The organism is Intestinimonas sp. RTP31139st1_F5_RTP31139_211217 (assembly GCF_040226735.1).
Taxonomy (GTDB): domain Bacteria; phylum Bacillota; class Clostridia; order Oscillospirales; family Oscillospiraceae; genus Intestinimonas; species Intestinimonas butyriciproducens.
Window position 1 is genome coordinate 1 of record NZ_JBCOAQ010000024.1, and the last position, 18846, is coordinate 18846.

Genomic DNA, 18846 nt, shown 5'->3' on the forward strand with positions numbered 1-18846 from the left:
CATTCCGAACACGGCAGTTAAGCTCACTTGCGCCGAAAATACTTGCCTGGAGACGGGCCGGGAAGATAGGTAGTGCCAACACAAAATGAGGGTCTGGTCTGACCAGACCAGACCCTTCAATATTCCTCAATAGCTCAGTTGGTAGAGCATGCGGCTGTTAACCGCAGGGTCGTTGGTTCGAGTCCAACTTGGGGAGCCAGAAATATAGGGATTGCCGTCACGGTGACGTGACGGCAAACCATTACTATAGGAACCGCAAACCGGCAAGATGGGCCTTTAGCTCAGTTGGTTAGAGCAACCGGCTCATAACCGGTCGGTCCACGGTTCGAGTCCGTGAAGGCCCACCATATAGGGGTATAGCTCAGCAGGTAGAGCAGCGGTCTCCAAAACCGCGTGCCGAGGGTTCGATTCCTTCTGCCCCTGCCAGAACCTTTCCAGCATTGCTGTCTGATACAAAAGATGGCGCGGTAGTTCAGTTGGTTAGAACGCCGGCCTGTCACGCCGGAGGTCGAGGGTTCAAGTCCCTTCCGCGTCGCCATCATGGGGTGCAATCGCGCCTCATATGCTGCTATAGCTCAGTCGGTAGAGCGCATCCTTGGTAAGGATGAGGTCCCCAGTTCAAATCTGGGTAGCAGCTCCAGAAAACCACTCTTTTCAATCGAAAAGAGTGGTTTTCTTTTTGAAAAAGCTATCACAAAAAGCTGGTGATTTCCTTTGACCTACACCCTGGACCACACGCTGAAAGGCTGGGAAAGGAGAAAAGAGTACTGGGCAGGACGTTGTGCTTCTCTGCTGCTTGAAGGTAGGCACCCAGGTCATCGGGCTTCAGGATATTCATTTCCTTTTTCTGTATTTTTGGGGGATGCAGTCCTCAGTGGGGTTGGCGGTAATCACCTTTTCCTTTCTGACACGTTCCAGGGTGTTGCGGAGCATGAGGTGGACGCTACGGACGGTGGTGGTACTGAGCCCGGTTTTGCCGCCCTTGGGGTCAGATCTGCCGTTTTCGGTCAAGTCCTTTTTTCCTTGACCTCGGCTTGTGGGTCTTGCCCAATACGTTTTTGATGATCCTCTTCCCTGTCTGGTCGTACCTAGCGGTGTACCGCCCTTCCCAGAGGACATCCTTCCGCTTGCGGATATTGCCCTCGACGGTGGCTCTTTTCTTTGACATTAGATTTTCCCTCCCTTCCAAGTCACAAAACATATCACAAGTGGTGTTAGAAAGCTATCCCTTTTTGGAAGAGCTTCCGTCGATCCATGCCAGGAACTTGTACTTTGGGATGAGGATGCGGCTACCAATGTTGAGGGTGGGGAAGCCAGCCTTCGCTGTGGACCAGCTCGCAGAGGCCCCGGCCCGGCTAATCCCCAGCACTGCCGCCACATTGAGGGCGGAGAGGGTGAGGGGTAGCTCATCATAGGATTTGTAGGTAGGTTTGTTCATAGGAGTCCTTTCTGTTCCCGCAGGATACTTTTATTCTTGCAATCCGTGTTGTTCATATAGTTCTCCGCATCTGGTGTGGGGAGGGGCGGCACCGGGTGGGGTCAGCTTATGGTCTGCTGCTCCTCGTGGTCATCCGCTCTGTGACCTTGGACGATCTTCTTCTGACGCTCTTTGGAGAGGCCCTTGCGGTCGCTGTGGATGTGTACAGTGGTGGCGCATCTCTCATGAGAGGAACATCTTGGCCACGCTCCAGAGTACGGCCCAGAGAGGCCACAGTGCCCACGAGCCGACCATAATTGGGATAATCCACACCCACACGGGTAGGGCTTGGGCAGGTGTATTTTGGGAAAACGTAAATGCTGCCGTTCTTTCTTCCACCCAACCTGTTGGAGCAGAGATGTCATCTCTGTTACGGCCATCACTATTTTTTCGTCTGAGCTGCCATCGCAGACAGCATAGTCGATAGGCTCTGCACCGTCTTGCTCTGGGGCACCAGTAAGCGGAACTCACGCTCCATCACCTCTTTTTTGTATTTGTCACCGCGGAGCCGGCATTATAGCAGGCCAGGGTGTCCCGGGCCAGCTCGTCCGGGGTGTGATGGGTACCTTAGAATTCTGCGCCCTGGTGGGCAGCGAGCCCACCAGGGCGGCGGTGATGATCAGCTTGTTCATCTTTTCTCTCCGTACAGCAACTCGTAAATGCCAGCCATACCCAAGCCGCGCCGATGCACATACTTACCGTCCGTATTACGCAAGAATTAAGAAGAGCCCCGCTTCCTTCCGGGCATCAACATAAATCTTGGCACCCTGAACAAAGTAACGAATTTGGTGGTCCACGGCGAATTCCATAATGTCATCCAGGCCGCCGCCGGTGAATTCCAAGGCGACAAAGTTGCTGATAACGTTGGGAGCGTCGACCCAGAACTCCTCCTCGTAGGCGTCCTTATCCAGAAGCACAGTATCAGAAGTGTGGTTGGGATCCAGGTACTGCTTGACCACATCTTGGACCGTATCAAGCGGCTTGAGCGCAGTTATCAACTGTTCCGGAGAAAGGTGGAAGAGATCCCGGTCACGCCATTGGGATGATACTCCTGCACATGGGGCGGGGATAATAGATCTGGCCCTCATCGTAGTGCTGCATGAAAGCTACAGGATGTTGGGAAAAGACTCAGTGTGGCAGGGGAAGAGGGTAGAAGCGCACAGCACGGAGCCGCCGATAGGACTGCAGTAGGTGTCGCCGCGGGCGGGCTTGTTCATGAAAATCTTCAGGTTCTGGTCCACAGGCCAGATAGCAAGGGGCAATAGATCCTGCGTACCACCTCAAAGTCCCGAGTGTTCAGGACTACATTATAAATGCCAGGCTGGCCCTTAGGCTCGAAGGGAACGCTTTCATAAAACTCTTCGATGTGCTTCTTGGGGTAGGCGCAGTCGCCTTGAGGGGTCAAGGCAGCCATCTTAAGATACGCGCTTCCGCAGCTCATGTAGTAGTGGCCGGAGTAATACCGGTCTGGAACGTAGGGCCTGTCCAGAGGGGTCTTGTAAAAATTACCCATGCAAAAGCCCGGCTTGTCAAAGAAATCCTTGGAAGAGATGCCAATATGGTCAATGTAAAATTTTGTTTTTCTGCGCATTGATATGTTTCCTCGGAAATTCTGGAAGTACGGCGAAAGGATTTGGCAGAACAATTGCGTGCTTAGCACCATATCACGGGACAATTATACCGGGTGGCGCTGAATTGCGTCAAAAAAAGAACGAGGAATGTCAGAAACGGCACTGTTGAACTGAAAAGAGCGCAAAAAAATCACGACGCGCATTTGATTTAAAATGCACATCGTGATACGTTATCCGGTTGAAGTTGAAGCAAAGCTTTCACAGATTTGACTGGACCTCAGAAAAATCGACATTCTTTCTGCTCAGAGACATACCGTTGTCGATGTGGGCGTAGGACACAACGCCGGTGGTATGATCGGCCGCACGCTTTGCACGTTCTCGCTTGCGCGCTCTCCTTTGATCTCTCTTCCCTTCAGCGGGCACCGCTTCCTCCACGGTCTCTCCCCCCACAGGCAGCAAAGACGGGGCACGGTGCGCCGAAAAAAGCAGACAGCGGGGACCACCACCGGATGTGATCCCCACTGTGCCGTCATTTAGAACATCTTGTACTCGTTCAGAGACAAAGCCACATAGCTGATCATGGTATTGATATCAAACACGGGGATACCCAGCTCGTCGCGAATACGGGCGGAATAGGGAGGCAGGTCGGTACACTCCAGCACCACAGCGCCGATGTCGGGGTTCTCCTCCAGGCCCTTGCGCACAACGCTAACCACCTCGTCGGTGACGGCCTCCAGATTGAACTCCTCGTTGGGGTGGGTGTAGATGCGGCCCCACTCAGGCTGATCGTGCAGGCTCAGGATCACTAGGTGATCGCGGTCCACGATCTTGGCGCGCTGCAGATGCTCCTCGCGCAGATGGTACTTGTTGGCGGTCAGCACGGCCACCTTGCGGTTGGGGCCCACCATGGTCTGGATGAAGGGGACCTGTAGCAGGGCGCTGGTGAACACCAGCTCGGGCACGGCGGCGGCCAGGCCCTCCTGATAGTATGCGGTGAAGCCACAGCTGGTGGTGATGGCCTTCACGCCCTGAGCCGCCAGCTCCTTGCACACGACGATAAACTTATCCAGCATCTCCTGGCAGGGGTTCTCTTCGATGGTATCCATATTGGCGCCCTTGACGCGCAGCATCATCACCTCGAAGGGATAGGAAGCGGGGTTGGTGCTGTTGCCGGGCAGAGACTCCAGCTGCAGTTGGGCGGGCAGGACCTGGCCCTCCTCCCAGCGCAGAATACAAATCTTGGGCTTTTTTTCCATGAAGACATCTCCTTTTCATTTTCCGCACAGGTCCCTGCTGGACAAATACCTGTACCTGTATATACAAAGCTCTATAACTATAATTTATACACAAATCCCGGGAATTGACAAGCATGATTTCCCCGACCCGCCGCTTTTCTATGATTTCGCCAATCCTCCCTTCTCTATTACAATATAATTTGGTTGGAATCCTCGGCAGCCAGCCGAGGGTTTTGTCCGTCTTGTGCCAAAGCTACAATAAGAGGAGCAACTGGCTGTACGCTCCTTTCCTGGGCTATGAAGTCCGTGACGGAGATTGTCAGCCATCCTCTTATTGCAGCGTTCGGGTTAAGCAGGCTAAGCCTTGAGTTCGCGTCCCCCAATAGATTGAATCGACTATGATCATCGGGCAGGACTCCGATAACAAGACCTATGAGCCGAAGCTGGATATCTGCGGCACGGTAAGCGCCGTCAATATGCCCGCCGTTCAGGGAAACGAGGCCAGCAAGACCAACCTGGTGGCTCTCGATGTGACCGGCAACGAGGTCAAGAAAAACGCACAGCGGACTCGGTGGAGTCTCTGTGCGTTTAATGATAATGGATAGCTCTGCGCTATTTTTCGAAAAATTACTTGAATCCGGCTGAGAAATCATGTAAAATAACTAATATAATGTAGAATTATACACATGACTGTTCTGTCCATTGCCGTATAGTTGGTTGTTTTATGCCTTTTGCGGTATCGCGCAAGGTGAACGCTGATTTTTCTTTCGGAGGTCACAAACTTATGGACTGTGGTACACTGTTCGCTCTTGACAAGACCAATGCCAAGCCCCTACATATCCAGATTGAGGAGTCAATCCTCCAGAAACTGGAGTCCAAGGAGTGGGCGCCCGGCAAACTGATCCCCTCGGAAAACGAGCTGAGCCATATCTATGGAGTAAGCCGCACCACGGTGCGCAATGTCATCACCAAGCTGGTGCAGGAGGGGCTTTTGTTCCGTATCCCCGGCAAGGGCACCTATGTGGCCGAACCGAAGATCGTGGCCCACTCCCTGTCCTATGCCGGCATCCGCGAGCAGCTGGAGCAGATGGGCTATGAGGTCACCACCCAGCTGATCTCCCTCGACCTGGAAACCGCGGATCAGAAGATACTCCAGTACTTTCCCGGCCTGGATGCCCCCTATTTCTATGTGGTCCGCCGCCTGCGTATTCTGAAGGGGGAACCGCTGAGCATCCACATCTCCTACCTGCCCCAGTCCTACTGCCCCGGCATTGACCGGTATGACCTGAGCAGTGAGCAACTGTGCACTGTGCTGAGTCAGGCATATGGCTTGAACCGTGCCAAGGCGGTGGAAACTCTGGAGTCCGTGGCAGCCAAGCCAGCCGAGGCATCCCTGCTGAACATTTTTCCCGGCCAGCCGCTGCTGCTGTTGCAGGATCAGATTCTGGACGCCGACGGACGCACCTTCGAATACAGCAAGGTGATCTTCCGCGGAGAGAAGATCAAGATCACCATGGAGATCTGAGCGTTGCCCGAGATCAGGATTGGGCCAGCGGCGCATCGTCGCAGATATACCCGCCTTTGACAGACGACAAAATTCAACAAGCAACAAAAAGAAGACACCCATCGGGTGTCCTCTTTTCATATGTTTTGGCTTTTGCCGATTTAGCGCTTCACGCGGGCGGAGGCGCCGGTCATCACGTCACAGACCTCTTACGTGATGACCAGGTTCCAGTCGTTGCGGATGGTATGGCACATGGCGGAATAAGCAGCAGCGAAGTCGATGCACTCCAGCTCGGGCTTGCCCTCCATCAGGCACCAGATCAGACCGGAGGCGAAGGAATAGATCTCGAGGTTCATGTGCTTGCGGGAGACAAAGCAACCGTTGCGGGTCATCATGACACACTGCCAGTTGTTCAGGCAAGCGGAAGTGACCTCACGCAGGGAGTTACCCGCGACCTGGACATTGGGATACTTCTCCATGACCTTCTCGTCCGCCTTCTTGTAGCACATGGGATCGATCTTGGAATAGTTCTCGTCGGTGTTGTCGGCCTTGATGCCCAGCATGGTCTCGAAGTCCTCTTGGCATGGGTCGAGGTGGCCTCGGTATCCGGGGGCTTGATGATAGTGAAGTTCAGAACGGACAAGGAGATGCCCTGCTCCTTCAGGATCCGGCACGGCAGGCCTTCATGGCCTCCACCGCAATATGGGTGGAACCCAGGGGGGATAGGCCGGGCCGCCGCCGGAGCTGACGATCACGACCTTGTTGTTCATATAGCCCAGATCATCGCGCACCTGCTCATAGGCATGCATGCTCAGGAAAGGGTTGATGAAGACCGGCACGGGCAGCAGACCCCTGGCGTGCCATGGCGGCACACAGGCTCACCGCGTTCTATTTGCGGATACCCACCTCGATTTCTGCCACGCCGGGATAACAGCTGACGGGCTACATATCGAAGGAGCCCACATCCACATACTCGCTCTCGGGGAACGTCTTCATGATCATCTGCTTGTAGGCCAGACCATGCTGACCGTTACCAATCGCAATTTTCGTTGTTTTTTCCTCTTCTTAGCATTTTTATGACATTTCCTTATGTATACAAGTTGGCTCGTTGGGTGTGAACAGTCAAGCCGCATTTTAAATCATCCTGTCGCGGCAAATTGTGCAGTCTTGCCAAAAAATGTTCCAAATTTTTGGCCTGCGATTGCCCGTCAAATGTCCCTTACCCTCAAAAAATGTCTTGACTTTTAGATAAATGCATCTATGATAGACTTACAAGGCAACCTGTATATACCAGCATACGTAGGTTGCACACAATCTTACATAAAATCACAAACCAACTACGAGAGGAGATTGCACGATATGATTCGGTTGACTCCCTACGAGCAGCGCATGCTCGACGGCGAGTTCGGCGCTGCCAAGCAGGTTGCTCTGCAGAAGATTATCGACTATGCACAAATCTTGGGTGCCGAGGAGCTGGTGCCCATCACCAAGGCCCATCTGTGCTGCGGCTCCACCTGCGAGCCGGCTGACTTCCCCGATGGCAATCTGGATCGGCCTGACATCCTGGCCATGGGCTATCACGACTGGCAGACCAAGCTGAAATGCCCCGGTCTGGATCCAGCCACCTTCAACAGCTTCAACGAAAGCACTTACGTCATGGATGACGTGCACTGCTGCGACACGTTTCAGTGGCAGTGGACTCAGCAGACCAAGGAGTTCTATGAGAACAACCGCCAGATCCTCTCCGACGCGGCTGACCGCGGCGTGATGATCGGCTCCACCTGCGCCCCCTATCTGGCCGGCTGGCTGCCTGTAATGGGCGAATATTTTGTCACCACCGAGTCCAGCAACGTGCTCTACAGCAACTCCATCCTGGGAGCCCGCGGCTACGGCGGCGGCGGCAACACCACTTTCTGCGCCGCAATCTGCGGTCGAGCTCCCAAGTGGGGCCTGCACCTGCCCGAGAATCGCCACGGCACTCACGTGTTCCACGTGGCCTGTGATACCAAGGACAAGACCGACTGGGATCTGCTGGGCGCTGCTGTGGGCCGTCGCTTGGCCCCCAATGCCGTCCCTGTCATCTGCGGCGATTTCGAGCGGCCTGACCTGATCAAGCTGAAGACGTTCTTCACCGCTCTGGCCGTGACCAGCGGCTGTGAGCTGTGCCTGATCGTGGGTGTATCCCCCGAGGCGCAGACCTATGAGATGGCTATGGGCGGCCACGAGCCTGTGGCGGAGTTCACCATCACCAACGAGATCCTGCAGACTTATTGGGATGAGGTCTGCCACAAGGAATCCGGCCCGGCCGACTATCTGCAGATCGGCTGCCCCAACTGCTCCGCCGAGGAGCTGATCAATATCTGGCGTTACATGAATGGCAGAAAGGTAAAGGAAGGCGTCCGCTTCTGCGTGTTCACCAACATTGCCCAGTACGCTATGGCCGAGCAGGCCCACATCATCCAGGACCTGAAGGACTGGGGCGTGGAGATCCTGACCAGCGGCTGCATCCTCCGCACGATCAACGTGGCAAAGGGGGCCAAGTCCCTCGGCCTGTCCTCCTTCAAGCTGTGCAACGGCAGCAAGGATGAGCGGGACTGCCCAATCTACTACGGTTCTGATGAGCAGGTCATTGACGCTGCCATCAGCGGTTATTGGGAGGTTAAGAGGAGATATGAGTAAGAATAAGATTATCCGGGGCCGTCCTGCCTGGGGCCCTGTGGTAGAAGGTTATGCTTTCGTCTGCCCCGACAGCATCGTCGGTTGGAATGGCGCTGATGTGAAGACCGGCGTGGTGACCGAAAAGGATAACGTCCACTATGGCGACAGCTTTGCCGGCAAAATCATTGTGCTGCCCTGCAGCCGCGGCTCTCTGGGCTGGTCCGATATGTTCCGCAACAGCGAGTACAACGGCGTCGGCCCCAGCGGCTACGTCTTCACCACGATGGACTCCAAGTGCGGCACTGCCATCTTCAACACCAGACGTCCCTGTGTCGCCGATTTCCCCGCCGACTGCGATCCCTGTGTGGAAATCCATGACGGCGATTACATCAGACTCGACGGCATCAACGGTACTGTGGAGATCCTGGTACCGGCCGAAGATAAATAATTCAACTGAAAGGAAGTACCACTATGGAATTCAAGAAGGAAAAGGTTTATACTCCCCTGGCTGCCACTCCCACCCACAACGTCTCCCAGGCCATCAAGTACGGCAACCTGGTGTTCGTCTCGGGCATGGTCGGTGAAGACGAGAACGAAGTCCTGAAGGAGGGTCTGGAAGCTCAGTGCGAGCAGGCTTTCATCAACATGAAGAACGTTCTGGAAGCTGCCGGCTCCAGCCTGGAGAAGGTTCTGTTCTGCCAGATCTTCATCGCCAAGCGTGAGGACCGCGCCATCGCCAACGAGGTGTGGGATCGCTTCTTCCTGAACATGGATGTGGGCCCCGCCCGCTACACCGTCGTGGCTCCCACCGTTGCCGAGCCCTACCTGTTCGAGATCACCTGTGTCGCCGGTGTGTAAGCCGCTGGCCTGATCCATATTTTTAAGTGAAGTCCTGCCTTGGCACAGACCAATAGCGACATTTTCATGTAGGATACGGTGTAGTTCATGGTTGTAAGGGCTGCACCGTATTCTGCTTTACGCAGAAAGTTCGTACTTTTGCGGGTTTTGTCGTATCTCTGTCATGACCGTCTGCAGCGCTTTTTGGGGGCAGTTATTTCAATCCGCAATATGGTGAGCAAGGTGGCAAGCGACCACGAAACTGTTCCGAAATATCCGGTGGCTACGGATAGGGCGAAGACAGGTTCAGACGATAACGATGCTTCCAAACGAGGAAATTTTATCCAAACCTTTGGCCGATACGTCTATATTTTTATTGGTAATTTTGTCGAAACAGACAATTTTTGAAAACAGTGGCTTGTTCCACTTGACAATGCTGTATATACAAGTATATAATTCGCTTGTAACCAACCAGCATGTACTGTGGTACATATATGGACGGGATTCAAATTTAAGGAGGAGGAAAAATGAAAAGGTTTATCTCTCTACTCATGTCCGCTCTGATGCTGGTCGCTGTTCTGGCTGGCTGCGGCGGCAGCGGCAGCGGGGGCAGCGGCGGTGAACAGGGAAACGATGCGAGCGAGAACATTGTTACGCTTCGCAACACCGGCTTCTTGACCACCAGTGACCCCAACCAAACCACCAACACCCACGAGTACACCGTTTTCGAAAACATTTATGAGGGCCTGTATGATTTAAATGAGGCTGAGGGCGGTTACGACCTGCGTCTGGCTGAGAAGATCGAGGCCAACGACGATGCCACCGAGTACATTGTTACCCTGAGAAAGGACGTCAAGTTCCACAATGGCGAGTCCATGACCGCTGATGACGTTGTCTTCAGCTATGACCTCGCTCAGGCCAGCCCCAAGCAGGCCTCTTACGTCCGTCCTCTGGACCACGTCGAGAAGGTTGATGAGCACACCGTTAAGATCGTTATGAATCAGTCCTTCTCCCCCATCGGCCACATGCTTCACAAGGTGAAGATCCTGTCTCAGAAGGAAGTTACCGAACAGGGCGACAACTTTGGTAAGGTCGCCAATAAGGCTGGTACTGGCCCCTACATGTGGGATGAAGACAACTACAATCCCAAGACCTCTTGGAGTGCTGTTGCTTTCGAGGATTACTACCGCGGCAGGGCCAAGATCGATAAGATCGTCTGGAACGTGATCGAGGATGATACCTCTGCTATCACCGCTCTGCAGAATGGCGAAGTCGATTACATGGTCGTCCCCATCTCCTACTGGGAGGACATCAAGTCTACCGACAAGTTCACCTGCGTTGAGAAGGAGTCCAACGAAGTCATGACCTTCTGCATCAACATCGAGTCCCCGACCGCTGGCACGATTCTGCAGAATGACTTGGTCCGTGAGGCCATCATGTACGCCATCGACCGTGACGGCGTCAACAAGCTGGTCTGCGATGGCTACGGCACTCCCACCTATATGTACATCAACCCCAACTATGCTGCCGCGGCTCCCGCTGCTGACTCCCTGAAGAACCCCATCCCCTTCGATCTGGAGAAGGCGAAGCAGCTCCTGGCGGATGCCGGTTATCCCGATGGAATTCAGCTCGGTGACTTCATCGCCGCTGCCGGCCGTAACGAGAGCTACGCCATTGCGATCCACGCTCAGCTGGAGGCTGCTGGCATCCACTCCACGCTGGTCGTTCAGGACTACTCCGTGGCCGGTGACCGTCTGGTCGCGCAGGAGTACGACCTGGCTATGGCGTATGACTGCGGTAACTACGATTTCAACAACTTCGAGCAGCAGAGCTCTTCCAGCGCTGTGGGCATCAAAAACTGCGTCTACGATGGTCCTTCCGGCAAGTTCAACGACCTGTCCGAGAAGTTCGATGAGTGGCTGAAGGAAGGTGCCTCCACCGCTGACGAGGAGAAGCGTATCGAGATCTACACTGAACTGTATAACGCTTACTATGATACCCATACTCTGACGCCCGTCATCACCATTCCTTTCTGCGCTGCTTACAACAAGGATCTGAATGCTATCGCGGTCCCCACCAGTTATCGTGTCTATGACTGGAGCTGGAAGGCGTAATCGGCGCATCTGATTCGCTTCAACTAAGGACGTTATTTAGTGACGAGTCGTGTGCAGGTGGCTGAAGAAAGTCGCCTGCACACAACTTCTATTCTGAATATCCGCAGGGATGTTGCGCACCTTTATTCACACACGTTTTTACTGAAGATCTTCCGTTAGAAAGGAAGGAAAGCATGCATCGATATATTATCAAGCGGTTATTGTTCCTGATCCCCACCGTGCTTGGTGTTACCCTGATCATCTTCATTGTTATGAGTATTACGCCCGGTAACCCCGGTCGTATGATCCTGGGACCCAACGCTAATGCGGCGGAGGTCGAGGCAATGAACGAAGAGCTGGGCTATAATGATCCGGTTGTTGTCCGTTGGTTTAATTACTTGAAAGATATCGTCACCAAGGGCAGCTTTGGTCAGTCCTACTCTACCAAGTTGGACGTTTTTGATGAACTTTGGCCCCGGTTTTTGGTCACTTTGCGTCTTGCCATTTTAGTTCTTATACTATCGATAAGCATAGGCGTCCCGTTGGGTATTTTGTCAGCAGTGAAACAGAATTCGCTGATGGACACCATCCCCACGATGATCGCCTTTTTCCTGGCTGCCGTGCCTAGCTTTGTTGTCGGTATCCTACTTATGTACATCTTCGCTTTGAAGCTGAACTGGTTCCCATCCTTCGGCCTGAAATCAGCGAAGCACTATGTACTGCCGGTTATTGCAGCCACGATCTGTGAGCTGTCTGCCTATCTGCGTTTCACCAAGTCCTCCATGCTGGAGGCCATTCGTCAGGACTATGTCCGCACCGCCCGCGCCAAGGGCGTTGCCGAGCGCACGGTTATCTGGAAGCACGCTCTAAAGAACGCGCTGCTGCCCGTGGTCACCTCCATCGGTATGCGTTTCGGCTGCCTGCTGGCCGGCATGGTCACCACTGAGCAGCTGTTCTCCATCCCGGGCGTCGGATCTCTGATCGTTGAGTCCATCAGCACGAAGGATGAGCCCATGATCATTGGTTGCGCCGTTATGGTGTCCATCTGCTTCACGCTGCTGATGATCGGCGTAGACGTGATCTATGCGTTCATTGACCCGCGTATCCGGGCCAAGTACAGTAAGGGAGGGTGATCTCGATGGCTAAAACTTATACTTGTCCTGCCAGCAATATGCTCGATGGCGAGGATATCAACTTCAAGCGTCCCAGTCAGGCCAAAGAGATCCTTCGCCGACTGAAAAAGAATAGGGGCGCAATGATCGGTCTGTTTCTGCTGATCTGCATTATTCTGGTCGTCATTTTTGCGGACGTTATCGCCAGTTATGAGGCTGGTGTTGTCCAGATCGCCGACAACAAGCTGGCCCCCATGTCCTCTGAGCATCCTCTGGGCTGTGACAGCTATGGCCGTGACGTTCTGTCCCGTCTGGTACATGGCGCCCGTAACTCGCTGTTGGTGGCAGTTGCGTCTTCCATCAGCTCCTGCCTGTTCGGCTGCACGCTGGGCGCTATCGCCGGCTACTTCGGCGGCAAGGTCGATATGTTGATCATGCGTGCTCTGGACATCTTCATGTCCATCCCCGATCTGCTGTTCACCATGGTGGTCGTGGCCGCCCTGGGCTCCAGCATCCCCGTGCTGATCATCGCAATGACCCTGGCATACTTCACAAACTATGTCCGTCTGGTTCGTTCCGGCGTTCTGAATTTGGTCGACCAGGAGTATGTTGAGGCTGCCCGCGCCGGCGGATCCAGTTCTGCCCGTATCATCATCAGCCATATCATCCCCAACACGCTGGGCATCATCCTGGTCAACGTGACCCTGAATGTCTCCAGCCTGGTCATCTATCAGTCCACCCTGAGCTTCATTGGACTGTCCCTGCCTGCCCCCGCACCTGAGTGGGGCTCCATGCTGTCCAGTGCCCGTGTTGATATGCTGCGTGCTCCTTTGCTGGTGCTGTTCCCCGCACTGGCCATCGTTCTGACGGCTTTCTCCGTGAACCTGTTGGGTGATGGCCTGCGCGACGCTATGGACCCCCGTCTGAAGAGTTGATGCCGGCAGAAAGGAATTATCATCATGAGTAACACAGAAAAGATGTTAGACATTAAGGATCTGAGCGTCATCTACAAAACCGACCTGGAGACTGTGTACGCCGTCAACGACGTCACCCTCTCTCTGGAAAAGGGTGCCACGCTGGGTCTGGTGGGCGAGACCGGCGCTGGTAAAACCACGCTGGCACTGACGCTCATGCGCCTTCTGCCCGAGCGTACCGGCAAAATCACTTCCGGCTCCATCACCTTCGAGGGCGAGAGCATCGTAGATCTGCCGGAGGCACATATGCGCAAGATCCGCGGTGATAAGATCGCCATGATCTTCCAGGATCCCATGACCTCCCTGAACCCGGTGCTGACCGTGGGCGAGCAGATCGCCGAGGCGCTGCAAGTCCACAACGAGGCGGGCCGCTCCAAGGAGGAGATCGAGGCTCGCGTCGATGAAACCCTGACCCTGGTGGGTATTCCCCCTGCCAGAAAGTCCGAGTATCCCCATCAGTTCTCCGGCGGCATGCGTCAGCGTGTCGTGATTGCTATTGCGCTGTCCTGCGAGCCCGATCTGCTGATCGCAGACGAGCCCACCACCGCCCTGGATGTTACCATTCAGGCACAGGTGCTGATGATGATCCGCGATTTGCGTGACCGTCTGGGCACCTCCATGATTATGATCACCCATGACCTGGGTATCGTGGCGCAGACCTGCGATAATGTGGCTGTTATGTACGCCGGTGAGATCATCGAGCTCGGCACCGCTGAGGATATCTTTACCCACACCAAGCACCACCCCTACACAGACGGTCTGTTTGCCTCTCTGCCCAATCTCAAATCGAAAACGACCCGTCTGCAGCCCATCGCTGGGTTGATGCCGGATCCCACCAATCTACCTAAGGGCTGCAAATTTGCACCGCGCTGCGGCAAGTGCATGGAGATCTGCAAGGAGGTACCTCCGGAGGTCTATACCGATGGCACGCACTCCATCCGTTGCCATCTCTTTCACCAGGAAAAGGAGGACTAAGCTATGGCAGAAGAGAGAATCCCTCTGATTGAAACCGTAGACCTGAAAAAGTATTTTAAGGTAGGCGACAAGTCCTTCCTGCACGCAGTCGACGGTATCAACATGAAAGTATACGCCGGCGAGACCATCGGCGTGGTCGGCGAGTCCGGCTGCGGAAAGAGCACGCTGGGTCGCACCATTCTGCGCCTGATTGAGCCCACTTCCGGACAGATCCTGTATAATGGCGATGATATTACCAAGTACAATACCAGGCAGATGAAGAAAATGCGTCAGGAACTGCAGATTATCTTCCAGGACCCGTACGCAAGTCTTGATCCCCGCAAGTCCGTCATTGAGATCATTGCCGAGTACATGATCATCAACAAGACGCTGCCCAAGAAACGCGAAATCTTTAACCGCGCTGCACATCTGATGGACGTGGTCGGTCTGGCCCGTCGCTATGCTACGGCATATCCCCACGAGCTGGACGGAGGTCGCCGTCAGCGTATCGGCATTGCCCGTGCGCTGTCCGTCAACCCCAAGTTCATCGTCTGCGACGAGCCTGTTTCCGCGCTGGATGTCTCAATTCAGGCACAGATCCTCAACCTGCTGATGGACCTGCAGGATGACATGGGCCTGACCTATATGTTCGTGACCCATGACCTGAGCGTTGTCAAGCACATCTCTGATAACATCATGGTTATGTACCTTGGCCAGTGCCTGGAGCTCACCAGTTCCGACGAGCTGTTCGCAAAGCCTGTGCATCCCTACACCCAAGCTTTGCTGTCCGCCATTCCGGAGCCGGATATCTCCATGCGCAACAAGGAGATTAAGGTCATCAAGGGCGAGGTGGTCAGCCCCGTGGATCCCAAGCCCGGCTGCCGCTTTGCCGCCCGCTGCGAGCATTGCCAGGAGCGGTGCCACCAGGAGGCTCCCGTTTTGAAAGAAGTTTCCCCCGGCCACTTCGTTGCCTGCCACCTCTGCGGCGATTGATTCCGCAAAGGTGTGCTTCGCGCCGATAAGCTTATCAATGCCAACAACTGAAGGACAAATAACGCATTACACAAAAAAGTGGAAATACTTTGGTAAAATGGCGCATTGAAAAATGAAAAAGGCATTCAAAATTGCAAAGGAAGCAATTGCGATAAGGGGATGCCGAGATGAAACGGGAGAAAATATGTGATCTAACCAACTTCATCTCGGTAAAGAGATTGCGTACCTGGGCCTGAAACGCTTTTTATCAATGGATGGAGAGGGCACAGGCAATGGGGCACATCCAGCGCCTAAAAGAGAATTGAAGATTGTCCCGCAAAGCCTGATTCTGTTCGACCAGGGCTATCCGGACGCAAAATTCCTCGCTTTCCTCCAGGGCAATGGGGGCCGCTTCCCGATGCGCTGCAAAATGAAGTGGAACTATGTGATAGATGAAACACAAAGCGACGATTTCATGTTGGACTTAAACCAGGACGTTTCCTTGCGGGTCATCCGGGTTTGGCTGCCCTCCGGCGAGACGGAAACTCTCATTATAAACCTGCTTGACCTGCGCTATGAGCAGTTTATGCCCTTGTACTTCCGCCGCTGACCGGTGGAAACCAAATACGACATTTTGAGAAACAAACTGGAACTGTGCAATTTTAAGGGCTGCTCCCCCAACGCAATCCTTCAGGACTTCTAGGCAAGTATCCACCTGGCCAATATTGCCGCCGTGCCATCTAAGATGTCGTTGATGAGATTGCTGGTGCTTGTTTCTCCCATTCGCCCTAATCGTTCTTTCTGCCGCGGCCCCGGGCCTAGAAAGGCCAAATTCTGCTTTAACCGCAAATCCAATATCCGACCTTAAGTTGTTGATATTGATAAGCTTATATCTACATTAAAAAAGCAGCACGGCTACGCCGTGAGGCAGAAGAATGTTTAAATTGCGTAAGGGCTTTTCTCGCAGAGCAATATCAAGACTCATGTCTGACCCACACGGGGAAATGAGCGGGTGGATAGGGTGGCCGGGAAAGCACGCGAGACCGCATCTTTCCGGGGCAAAAGGGCCGGAAAGTCTTCTGTAGCAGCGCATGGATAGCTCCCAAGCTGTTCGTAAGGATGAAGTCCCCAGTTCGAATTTGGGTAGCAGCTCCAGACGGAACCCGTTATCCTGCAAGGGATGACGGGTTTTTGCTTTTGTTGGAAGAGAATAGCGGAACAAAAATGGAGCACACGACCTTTACAAACAGCATGGGCAGTCAGGGACTGTACAACCATCTAAAAAGGAAGCCGAGCGTTGCGCTGGTATTTGCGGGAAAAACTCGCTGTAGAAGGCAGCGAGCCCAAAGTTGAGCCCCGTAGAGGAGGAATCAGCGAACTATAGAAAACTACGATTCAGGTGGCGATCCTGTTTCGAGCTGACCGTCCTCAGGAGGAAAACACGGGTGGCTCATGCCTGAGTCCAGTGGCCGTAGAAAACTAATAAAACCTGACATTACATTGTTATGCGCATAAGAGTGCGGCGCAAACAAAAAGGCGGGAGTCCCCTGGCTATTGCGGCTGGGCGGCTCCCGCTCGCTTTTTCCCTTATGGGTTCCCTTGCGCGATTGCTGGGGCTTTCTAGGTATTTCCGGTCCATTCTTCTTCAGACCGGGAGTTACACAGCGGTCGGGCGCATCCAGCGCCTGCCCGTCGCCGCTTCGGCGAAAAAGAAGTCCCGGGAGACAAAACTCTGTCCAGGCCAAAGGCCTGAAAGCCGGCTATTCGTATACAGGCACCCCTGCGGCGACCAGCTTGCTGAGGGCTGCTTTGTCGCCCACCAATACCATGTCGTTGTGGAGCTGAAGAATAGAAGCGGGGCAGAAAGGGGTGATGGGACCGCAGAAGGCATTGTACACTGCGTCGGCTTTGTCGGCGCCGCTGGCGATCAGCAGCACCCGGCGGGCGGCCATAATGCAGCCTATGCCCATGGTGAGCGCCTGGCGGGGCACATCGTCGGCAGAGGCGAAGAAACGGGCGTTGGCGGCGATGGTACTTTCGGTCAGGTCTATCACGTGGGTCGCCTTCACAAAGTTGTCGCAGGGCTCATTGAAACCGATGTGACCGTTATGACCCAGGCCCAGCAGCTGCAGGTCCGCGTAGCCCAGGGAGCGGATTAGCTCGTCATACCGGGCACACTCGGCACCGGGGTCGGCGGCCAGACCGTCGGGTATATGGGTCTTGGCCGCGTCGATATCGATGTGGTCGAAGAAGTTGGCCTGCATGAAGTAGCGGTAGCTTTGGTCATGGGTGGGTGCCAGGCCCTTGTATTCGTCCAGGTTCACAGTGGTAACTTCCTTGAAGCTGAAGTCGCCCTTCTGGCTCCAGACGGCCAACTGCTTGTAGGTCCCCACGGGGGTGGAGCCGGTGGCCAGACCCAGCACACAGGCGGGATTACGGATGACCTCTGCGGAAATGAGGTTGGCGGCGCGACGGCTCATGGCCTCGTAGTCCGACTCCTGATAGATTCGCATGGCTTTGTATCTCCTTTATTCGTTCCAAACGGCCCAGCACTATTTTGCAATGGCGGCGTCGATCATGGCGGAAGCCTCGTCCACCACAGTCAAATCACTGTCGATAAGAGCGGGCAAGGGCTTGCGGACAGAACCGATATCGCAGCCGTGCTTCTTCAGGATGGCCTTCACCACAGCGTACAGATTGCCATGGGCGGAACACATTTTGTAGATGATGCGGCAGATGTCATTCTGGACGGCGGCTGCCTCTGCCACCTTTCCGGCGTAGAACAGGCCCCATACCTTCAGGAACAGCTCCGGCATGACGGCGAAGGTGCCGCCAATCCCTCCGGTGGCGCCCATAGCCAGACCGGAGACAAACTGTTCGTCGGGGCCGTTCATCACCACGAAGTCTGGGCCGCCCTGGTCCTTCCACATCTGGATATCTTGGGTGGGCATGGAGGAGTTCTTCACGCCGATGACTCTGGGGTTCTTCTGCATCTCGGCCAGCAGTGCCGGGGTGAGGGCCACCCCCGCCAGCTGGGGGATGTTGTAGATGATGAAGTCGGTGTTGGGGGCGGCGGCGGAGATATCGTTCCAGTATTCCGCAATGCCATAAGGGGGCAGATGGAAGTAGATGGGCGGGATAGCCGCGATGGCGTCCACCTTCAAGCTCTCAGCGTGGCGGGCCAACTCCTGGGAATCAAGAGTGTTGTTGCAGGCCACATGGGCGATGACGGTGAGCTTGCCCCCCACCTCGGCCATCACATTCTCCAAGATGACCTTCCGCTCTTGGACGGACTGGTAGATGCACTCGCCGGAGGAGCCGCCTACATAGAGGCCCTTGACCCCCTTGCCCAGCAGGTACCGGGCAAGGGCGCGGGTGCGTTCGGGGGAAATATTGCCTGCATCATCATAGCATGCGTAGAACGCAGGGATGACACCCAGATATTTTTTGAGCTCCATG

Annotated in this window: 21 protein-coding genes and 5 tRNA genes; 16 read left to right on the forward strand and 10 right to left on the reverse strand. The window is 54.6% G+C overall.

Annotated elements, in window-relative coordinates; all coding sequences use genetic code 11:
* Nucleotides 1-123 precede the first annotated feature (123 nt).
* From ABUA09_RS13020 to ABUA09_RS13040, 5 genes are all read left to right on the forward strand, one after another.
* A tRNA-Asn gene (locus tag ABUA09_RS13020) sits at nt 124-199 on the forward strand.
* Nucleotides 200-270: 71 nt separating this feature from the next.
* Nucleotides 271-347 (forward strand) — tRNA-Ile (locus ABUA09_RS13025).
* Nucleotides 348-350: 3 nt separating this feature from the next.
* Nucleotides 351-426 (forward strand) — tRNA-Trp (locus ABUA09_RS13030).
* Nucleotides 427-461: 35 nt separating this feature from the next.
* A tRNA-Asp gene (locus tag ABUA09_RS13035) sits at nt 462-538 on the forward strand.
* Nucleotides 539-564: 26 nt separating this feature from the next.
* Nucleotides 565-640, forward strand: a tRNA-Thr gene (locus ABUA09_RS13040).
* A gap of 348 nt (nt 641-988) precedes the next feature.
* On the opposite strand, the gene ABUA09_RS13045 is transcribed toward ABUA09_RS13040, so the two are convergent.
* The 6 genes from ABUA09_RS13045 to ABUA09_RS13070 form a co-directional block, all read right to left on the reverse strand.
* Nucleotides 989-1168, reverse strand: a complete 180-nt coding sequence (locus ABUA09_RS13045) for a hypothetical protein (protein ID WP_033118243.1) — start codon at nt 1166-1168, stop codon at nt 989-991.
* A 54-nt stretch (nt 1169-1222) separates the two neighbouring features.
* A complete protein-coding gene (locus ABUA09_RS13050) occupies nt 1223-1438 on the reverse strand; it encodes a hypothetical protein (RefSeq protein WP_058118643.1) in 216 nt (71 codons plus the stop codon).
* A gap of 536 nt (nt 1439-1974) precedes the next feature.
* Entirely contained in the window at nt 1975-2109 is a 135-nt protein-coding gene (locus ABUA09_RS13055; protein ID WP_227151758.1) for a 3-keto-5-aminohexanoate cleavage protein, read from the reverse strand.
* A gap of 75 nt (nt 2110-2184) precedes the next feature.
* Nucleotides 2185-2565, reverse strand: coding sequence for a hypothetical protein (locus ABUA09_RS13060; protein ID WP_058118642.1), 381 nt, complete (start codon nt 2563-2565; stop codon nt 2185-2187).
* Nucleotides 2566-2702: 137 nt separating this feature from the next.
* Nucleotides 2703-3068: a hypothetical protein gene (locus tag ABUA09_RS13065; protein WP_033118246.1), complete on the reverse strand. Its 366-nt coding sequence runs from the start codon at nt 3066-3068 to the stop codon at nt 2703-2705.
* A gap of 513 nt (nt 3069-3581) precedes the next feature.
* Entirely contained in the window at nt 3582-4304 is a 723-nt protein-coding gene (locus ABUA09_RS13070) for an aspartate/glutamate racemase family protein (RefSeq protein WP_075704795.1), read from the reverse strand.
* A gap of 377 nt (nt 4305-4681) precedes the next feature.
* Here ABUA09_RS13070 and ABUA09_RS13075 point away from each other — a divergent pair, with 377 nt between their 5' ends.
* Together ABUA09_RS13075 and ABUA09_RS13080 are read left to right on the forward strand one after the other, a co-directional pair.
* Nucleotides 4682-4888: a hypothetical protein gene (locus tag ABUA09_RS13075; protein ID WP_058118640.1), complete on the forward strand. Its 207-nt coding sequence runs from the start codon at nt 4682-4684 to the stop codon at nt 4886-4888.
* Nucleotides 4889-5067: 179 nt separating this feature from the next.
* Nucleotides 5068-5808, forward strand: coding sequence for a GntR family transcriptional regulator (locus ABUA09_RS13080; protein WP_033118249.1), 741 nt, complete (start codon nt 5068-5070; stop codon nt 5806-5808).
* 188 nt (nt 5809-5996) lie between these two features.
* On the opposite strand, the gene ABUA09_RS13085 is transcribed toward ABUA09_RS13080, so the two are convergent.
* A complete protein-coding gene (locus tag ABUA09_RS13085; protein WP_033118250.1) occupies nt 5997-6350 on the reverse strand; it encodes a hypothetical protein in 354 nt (117 codons plus the stop codon).
* A 120-nt stretch (nt 6351-6470) separates the two neighbouring features.
* On the reverse strand, nt 6471-6626 hold the full coding sequence (locus tag ABUA09_RS13090) for a hypothetical protein (protein WP_349949413.1): 156 nt from the start codon (nt 6624-6626) through the stop codon (nt 6471-6473).
* A 520-nt stretch (nt 6627-7146) separates the two neighbouring features.
* On the opposite strand from ABUA09_RS13090, the gene ABUA09_RS13095 reads away from it, so the two are divergent.
* The 9 genes from ABUA09_RS13095 to ABUA09_RS13135 all read left to right on the forward strand — a co-directional run bounded on the left by ABUA09_RS13095 (nt 7147) and on the right by ABUA09_RS13135 (nt 15997).
* Entirely contained in the window at nt 7147-8466 is a 1320-nt protein-coding gene (locus tag ABUA09_RS13095) for an aconitase X (protein WP_208320015.1), read from the forward strand.
* Nucleotides 8459-8893, forward strand: coding sequence for an aconitase X swivel domain-containing protein (locus ABUA09_RS13100; RefSeq protein ID WP_033118251.1), 435 nt, complete (start codon nt 8459-8461; stop codon nt 8891-8893). Before ABUA09_RS13095 ends, ABUA09_RS13100 begins: the two co-directional genes overlap by 8 nt.
* A gap of 23 nt (nt 8894-8916) precedes the next feature.
* Nucleotides 8917-9303: a RidA family protein gene (locus ABUA09_RS13105; RefSeq protein ID WP_033118252.1), complete on the forward strand. Its 387-nt coding sequence runs from the start codon at nt 8917-8919 to the stop codon at nt 9301-9303.
* Nucleotides 9304-9809: 506 nt separating this feature from the next.
* Complete coding sequence (locus tag ABUA09_RS13110) at nt 9810-11396, forward strand: ABC transporter substrate-binding protein (protein WP_208320017.1); 1587 nt, start codon at nt 9810-9812, stop codon at nt 11394-11396.
* A 173-nt stretch (nt 11397-11569) separates the two neighbouring features.
* Complete coding sequence (locus ABUA09_RS13115; RefSeq protein ID WP_058118636.1) at nt 11570-12508, forward strand: ABC transporter permease; 939 nt, start codon at nt 11570-11572, stop codon at nt 12506-12508.
* A 5-nt stretch (nt 12509-12513) separates the two neighbouring features.
* On the forward strand, nt 12514-13422 hold the full coding sequence (locus ABUA09_RS13120; protein WP_227151760.1) for an ABC transporter permease: 909 nt from the start codon (nt 12514-12516) through the stop codon (nt 13420-13422).
* A gap of 24 nt (nt 13423-13446) precedes the next feature.
* Nucleotides 13447-14436, forward strand: a complete 990-nt coding sequence (locus ABUA09_RS13125; RefSeq protein WP_033118255.1) for an ABC transporter ATP-binding protein — start codon at nt 13447-13449, stop codon at nt 14434-14436.
* Between the two features lie 3 nt (nt 14437-14439).
* A complete protein-coding gene (locus tag ABUA09_RS13130; protein ID WP_033118256.1) occupies nt 14440-15408 on the forward strand; it encodes an ABC transporter ATP-binding protein in 969 nt (322 codons plus the stop codon).
* 250 nt (nt 15409-15658) lie between these two features.
* Nucleotides 15659-15997, forward strand: coding sequence for a hypothetical protein (locus ABUA09_RS13135; RefSeq protein ID WP_058118633.1), 339 nt, complete (start codon nt 15659-15661; stop codon nt 15995-15997).
* 1150 nt (nt 15998-17147) lie between these two features.
* Here the strand turns inward: ABUA09_RS13135 and nagB are convergent.
* A complete protein-coding gene (gene nagB, locus ABUA09_RS13140; protein WP_208319276.1) occupies nt 17148-17900 on the reverse strand; it encodes a glucosamine-6-phosphate deaminase in 753 nt (250 codons plus the stop codon).
* Nucleotides 17901-17939: 39 nt separating this feature from the next.
* Nucleotides 17940-18845 carry a dihydrodipicolinate synthase family protein gene (locus tag ABUA09_RS13145; protein WP_058118630.1) on the reverse strand — a complete coding sequence of 302 codons (906 nt, stop codon included), beginning with the start codon at nt 18843-18845 and terminating at the stop codon, nt 17940-17942.
* Nucleotide 18846: the final 1 nt, after the last annotated feature.

Bases quoted from the DNA above. Each gene is read 5' to 3' on its own strand.
- ABUA09_RS13045 (WP_033118243.1), bottom strand. From the start codon at position 1,168: ATGTCAAAGAAAAGAGCCACCGTCGAGGGCAATATCCGCAAGCGGAAG.
- ABUA09_RS13050 (WP_058118643.1), bottom strand. From the start codon at position 1,438: ATGAACAAACCTACCTACAAATCCTATGATGAGCTACCCCTCACCCTC.
- ABUA09_RS13055 (WP_227151758.1), bottom strand. From the start codon at position 2,109: ATGAACAAGCTGATCATCACCGCCGCCCTGGTGGGCTCGCTGCCCACC.
- ABUA09_RS13060 (WP_058118642.1), bottom strand. From the start codon at position 2,565: ATGAGGGCCAGATCTATTATCCCCGCCCCATGTGCAGGAGTATCATCC.
- ABUA09_RS13065 (WP_033118246.1), bottom strand. From the start codon at position 3,068: ATGCGCAGAAAAACAAAATTTTACATTGACCATATTGGCATCTCTTCC.
- ABUA09_RS13070 (WP_075704795.1), bottom strand. From the start codon at position 4,304: ATGGAAAAAAAGCCCAAGATTTGTATTCTGCGCTGGGAGGAGGGCCAG.
- ABUA09_RS13075 (WP_058118640.1), top strand. From the start codon at position 4,682: ATGATCATCGGGCAGGACTCCGATAACAAGACCTATGAGCCGAAGCTG.
- ABUA09_RS13080 (WP_033118249.1), top strand. From the start codon at position 5,068: ATGGACTGTGGTACACTGTTCGCTCTTGACAAGACCAATGCCAAGCCC.
- ABUA09_RS13085 (WP_033118250.1), bottom strand. From the start codon at position 6,350: ATGCTGGGCATCAAGGCCGACAACACCGACGAGAACTATTCCAAGATC.
- ABUA09_RS13095 (WP_208320015.1), top strand. From the start codon at position 7,147: ATGATTCGGTTGACTCCCTACGAGCAGCGCATGCTCGACGGCGAGTTC.
- ABUA09_RS13100 (WP_033118251.1), top strand. From the start codon at position 8,459: ATGAGTAAGAATAAGATTATCCGGGGCCGTCCTGCCTGGGGCCCTGTG.
- ABUA09_RS13105 (WP_033118252.1), top strand. From the start codon at position 8,917: ATGGAATTCAAGAAGGAAAAGGTTTATACTCCCCTGGCTGCCACTCCC.
- ABUA09_RS13110 (WP_208320017.1), top strand. From the start codon at position 9,810: ATGAAAAGGTTTATCTCTCTACTCATGTCCGCTCTGATGCTGGTCGCT.
- ABUA09_RS13115 (WP_058118636.1), top strand. From the start codon at position 11,570: ATGCATCGATATATTATCAAGCGGTTATTGTTCCTGATCCCCACCGTG.
- ABUA09_RS13120 (WP_227151760.1), top strand. From the start codon at position 12,514: ATGGCTAAAACTTATACTTGTCCTGCCAGCAATATGCTCGATGGCGAG.
- ABUA09_RS13125 (WP_033118255.1), top strand. From the start codon at position 13,447: ATGAGTAACACAGAAAAGATGTTAGACATTAAGGATCTGAGCGTCATC.
- ABUA09_RS13130 (WP_033118256.1), top strand. From the start codon at position 14,440: ATGGCAGAAGAGAGAATCCCTCTGATTGAAACCGTAGACCTGAAAAAG.
- ABUA09_RS13135 (WP_058118633.1), top strand. From the start codon at position 15,659: ATGGATGGAGAGGGCACAGGCAATGGGGCACATCCAGCGCCTAAAAGA.
- nagB (WP_208319276.1), bottom strand. From the start codon at position 17,900: ATGCGAATCTATCAGGAGTCGGACTACGAGGCCATGAGCCGTCGCGCC.
- ABUA09_RS13145 (WP_058118630.1), bottom strand. From the start codon at position 18,845: ATGGAGCTCAAAAAATATCTGGGTGTCATCCCTGCGTTCTACGCATGC.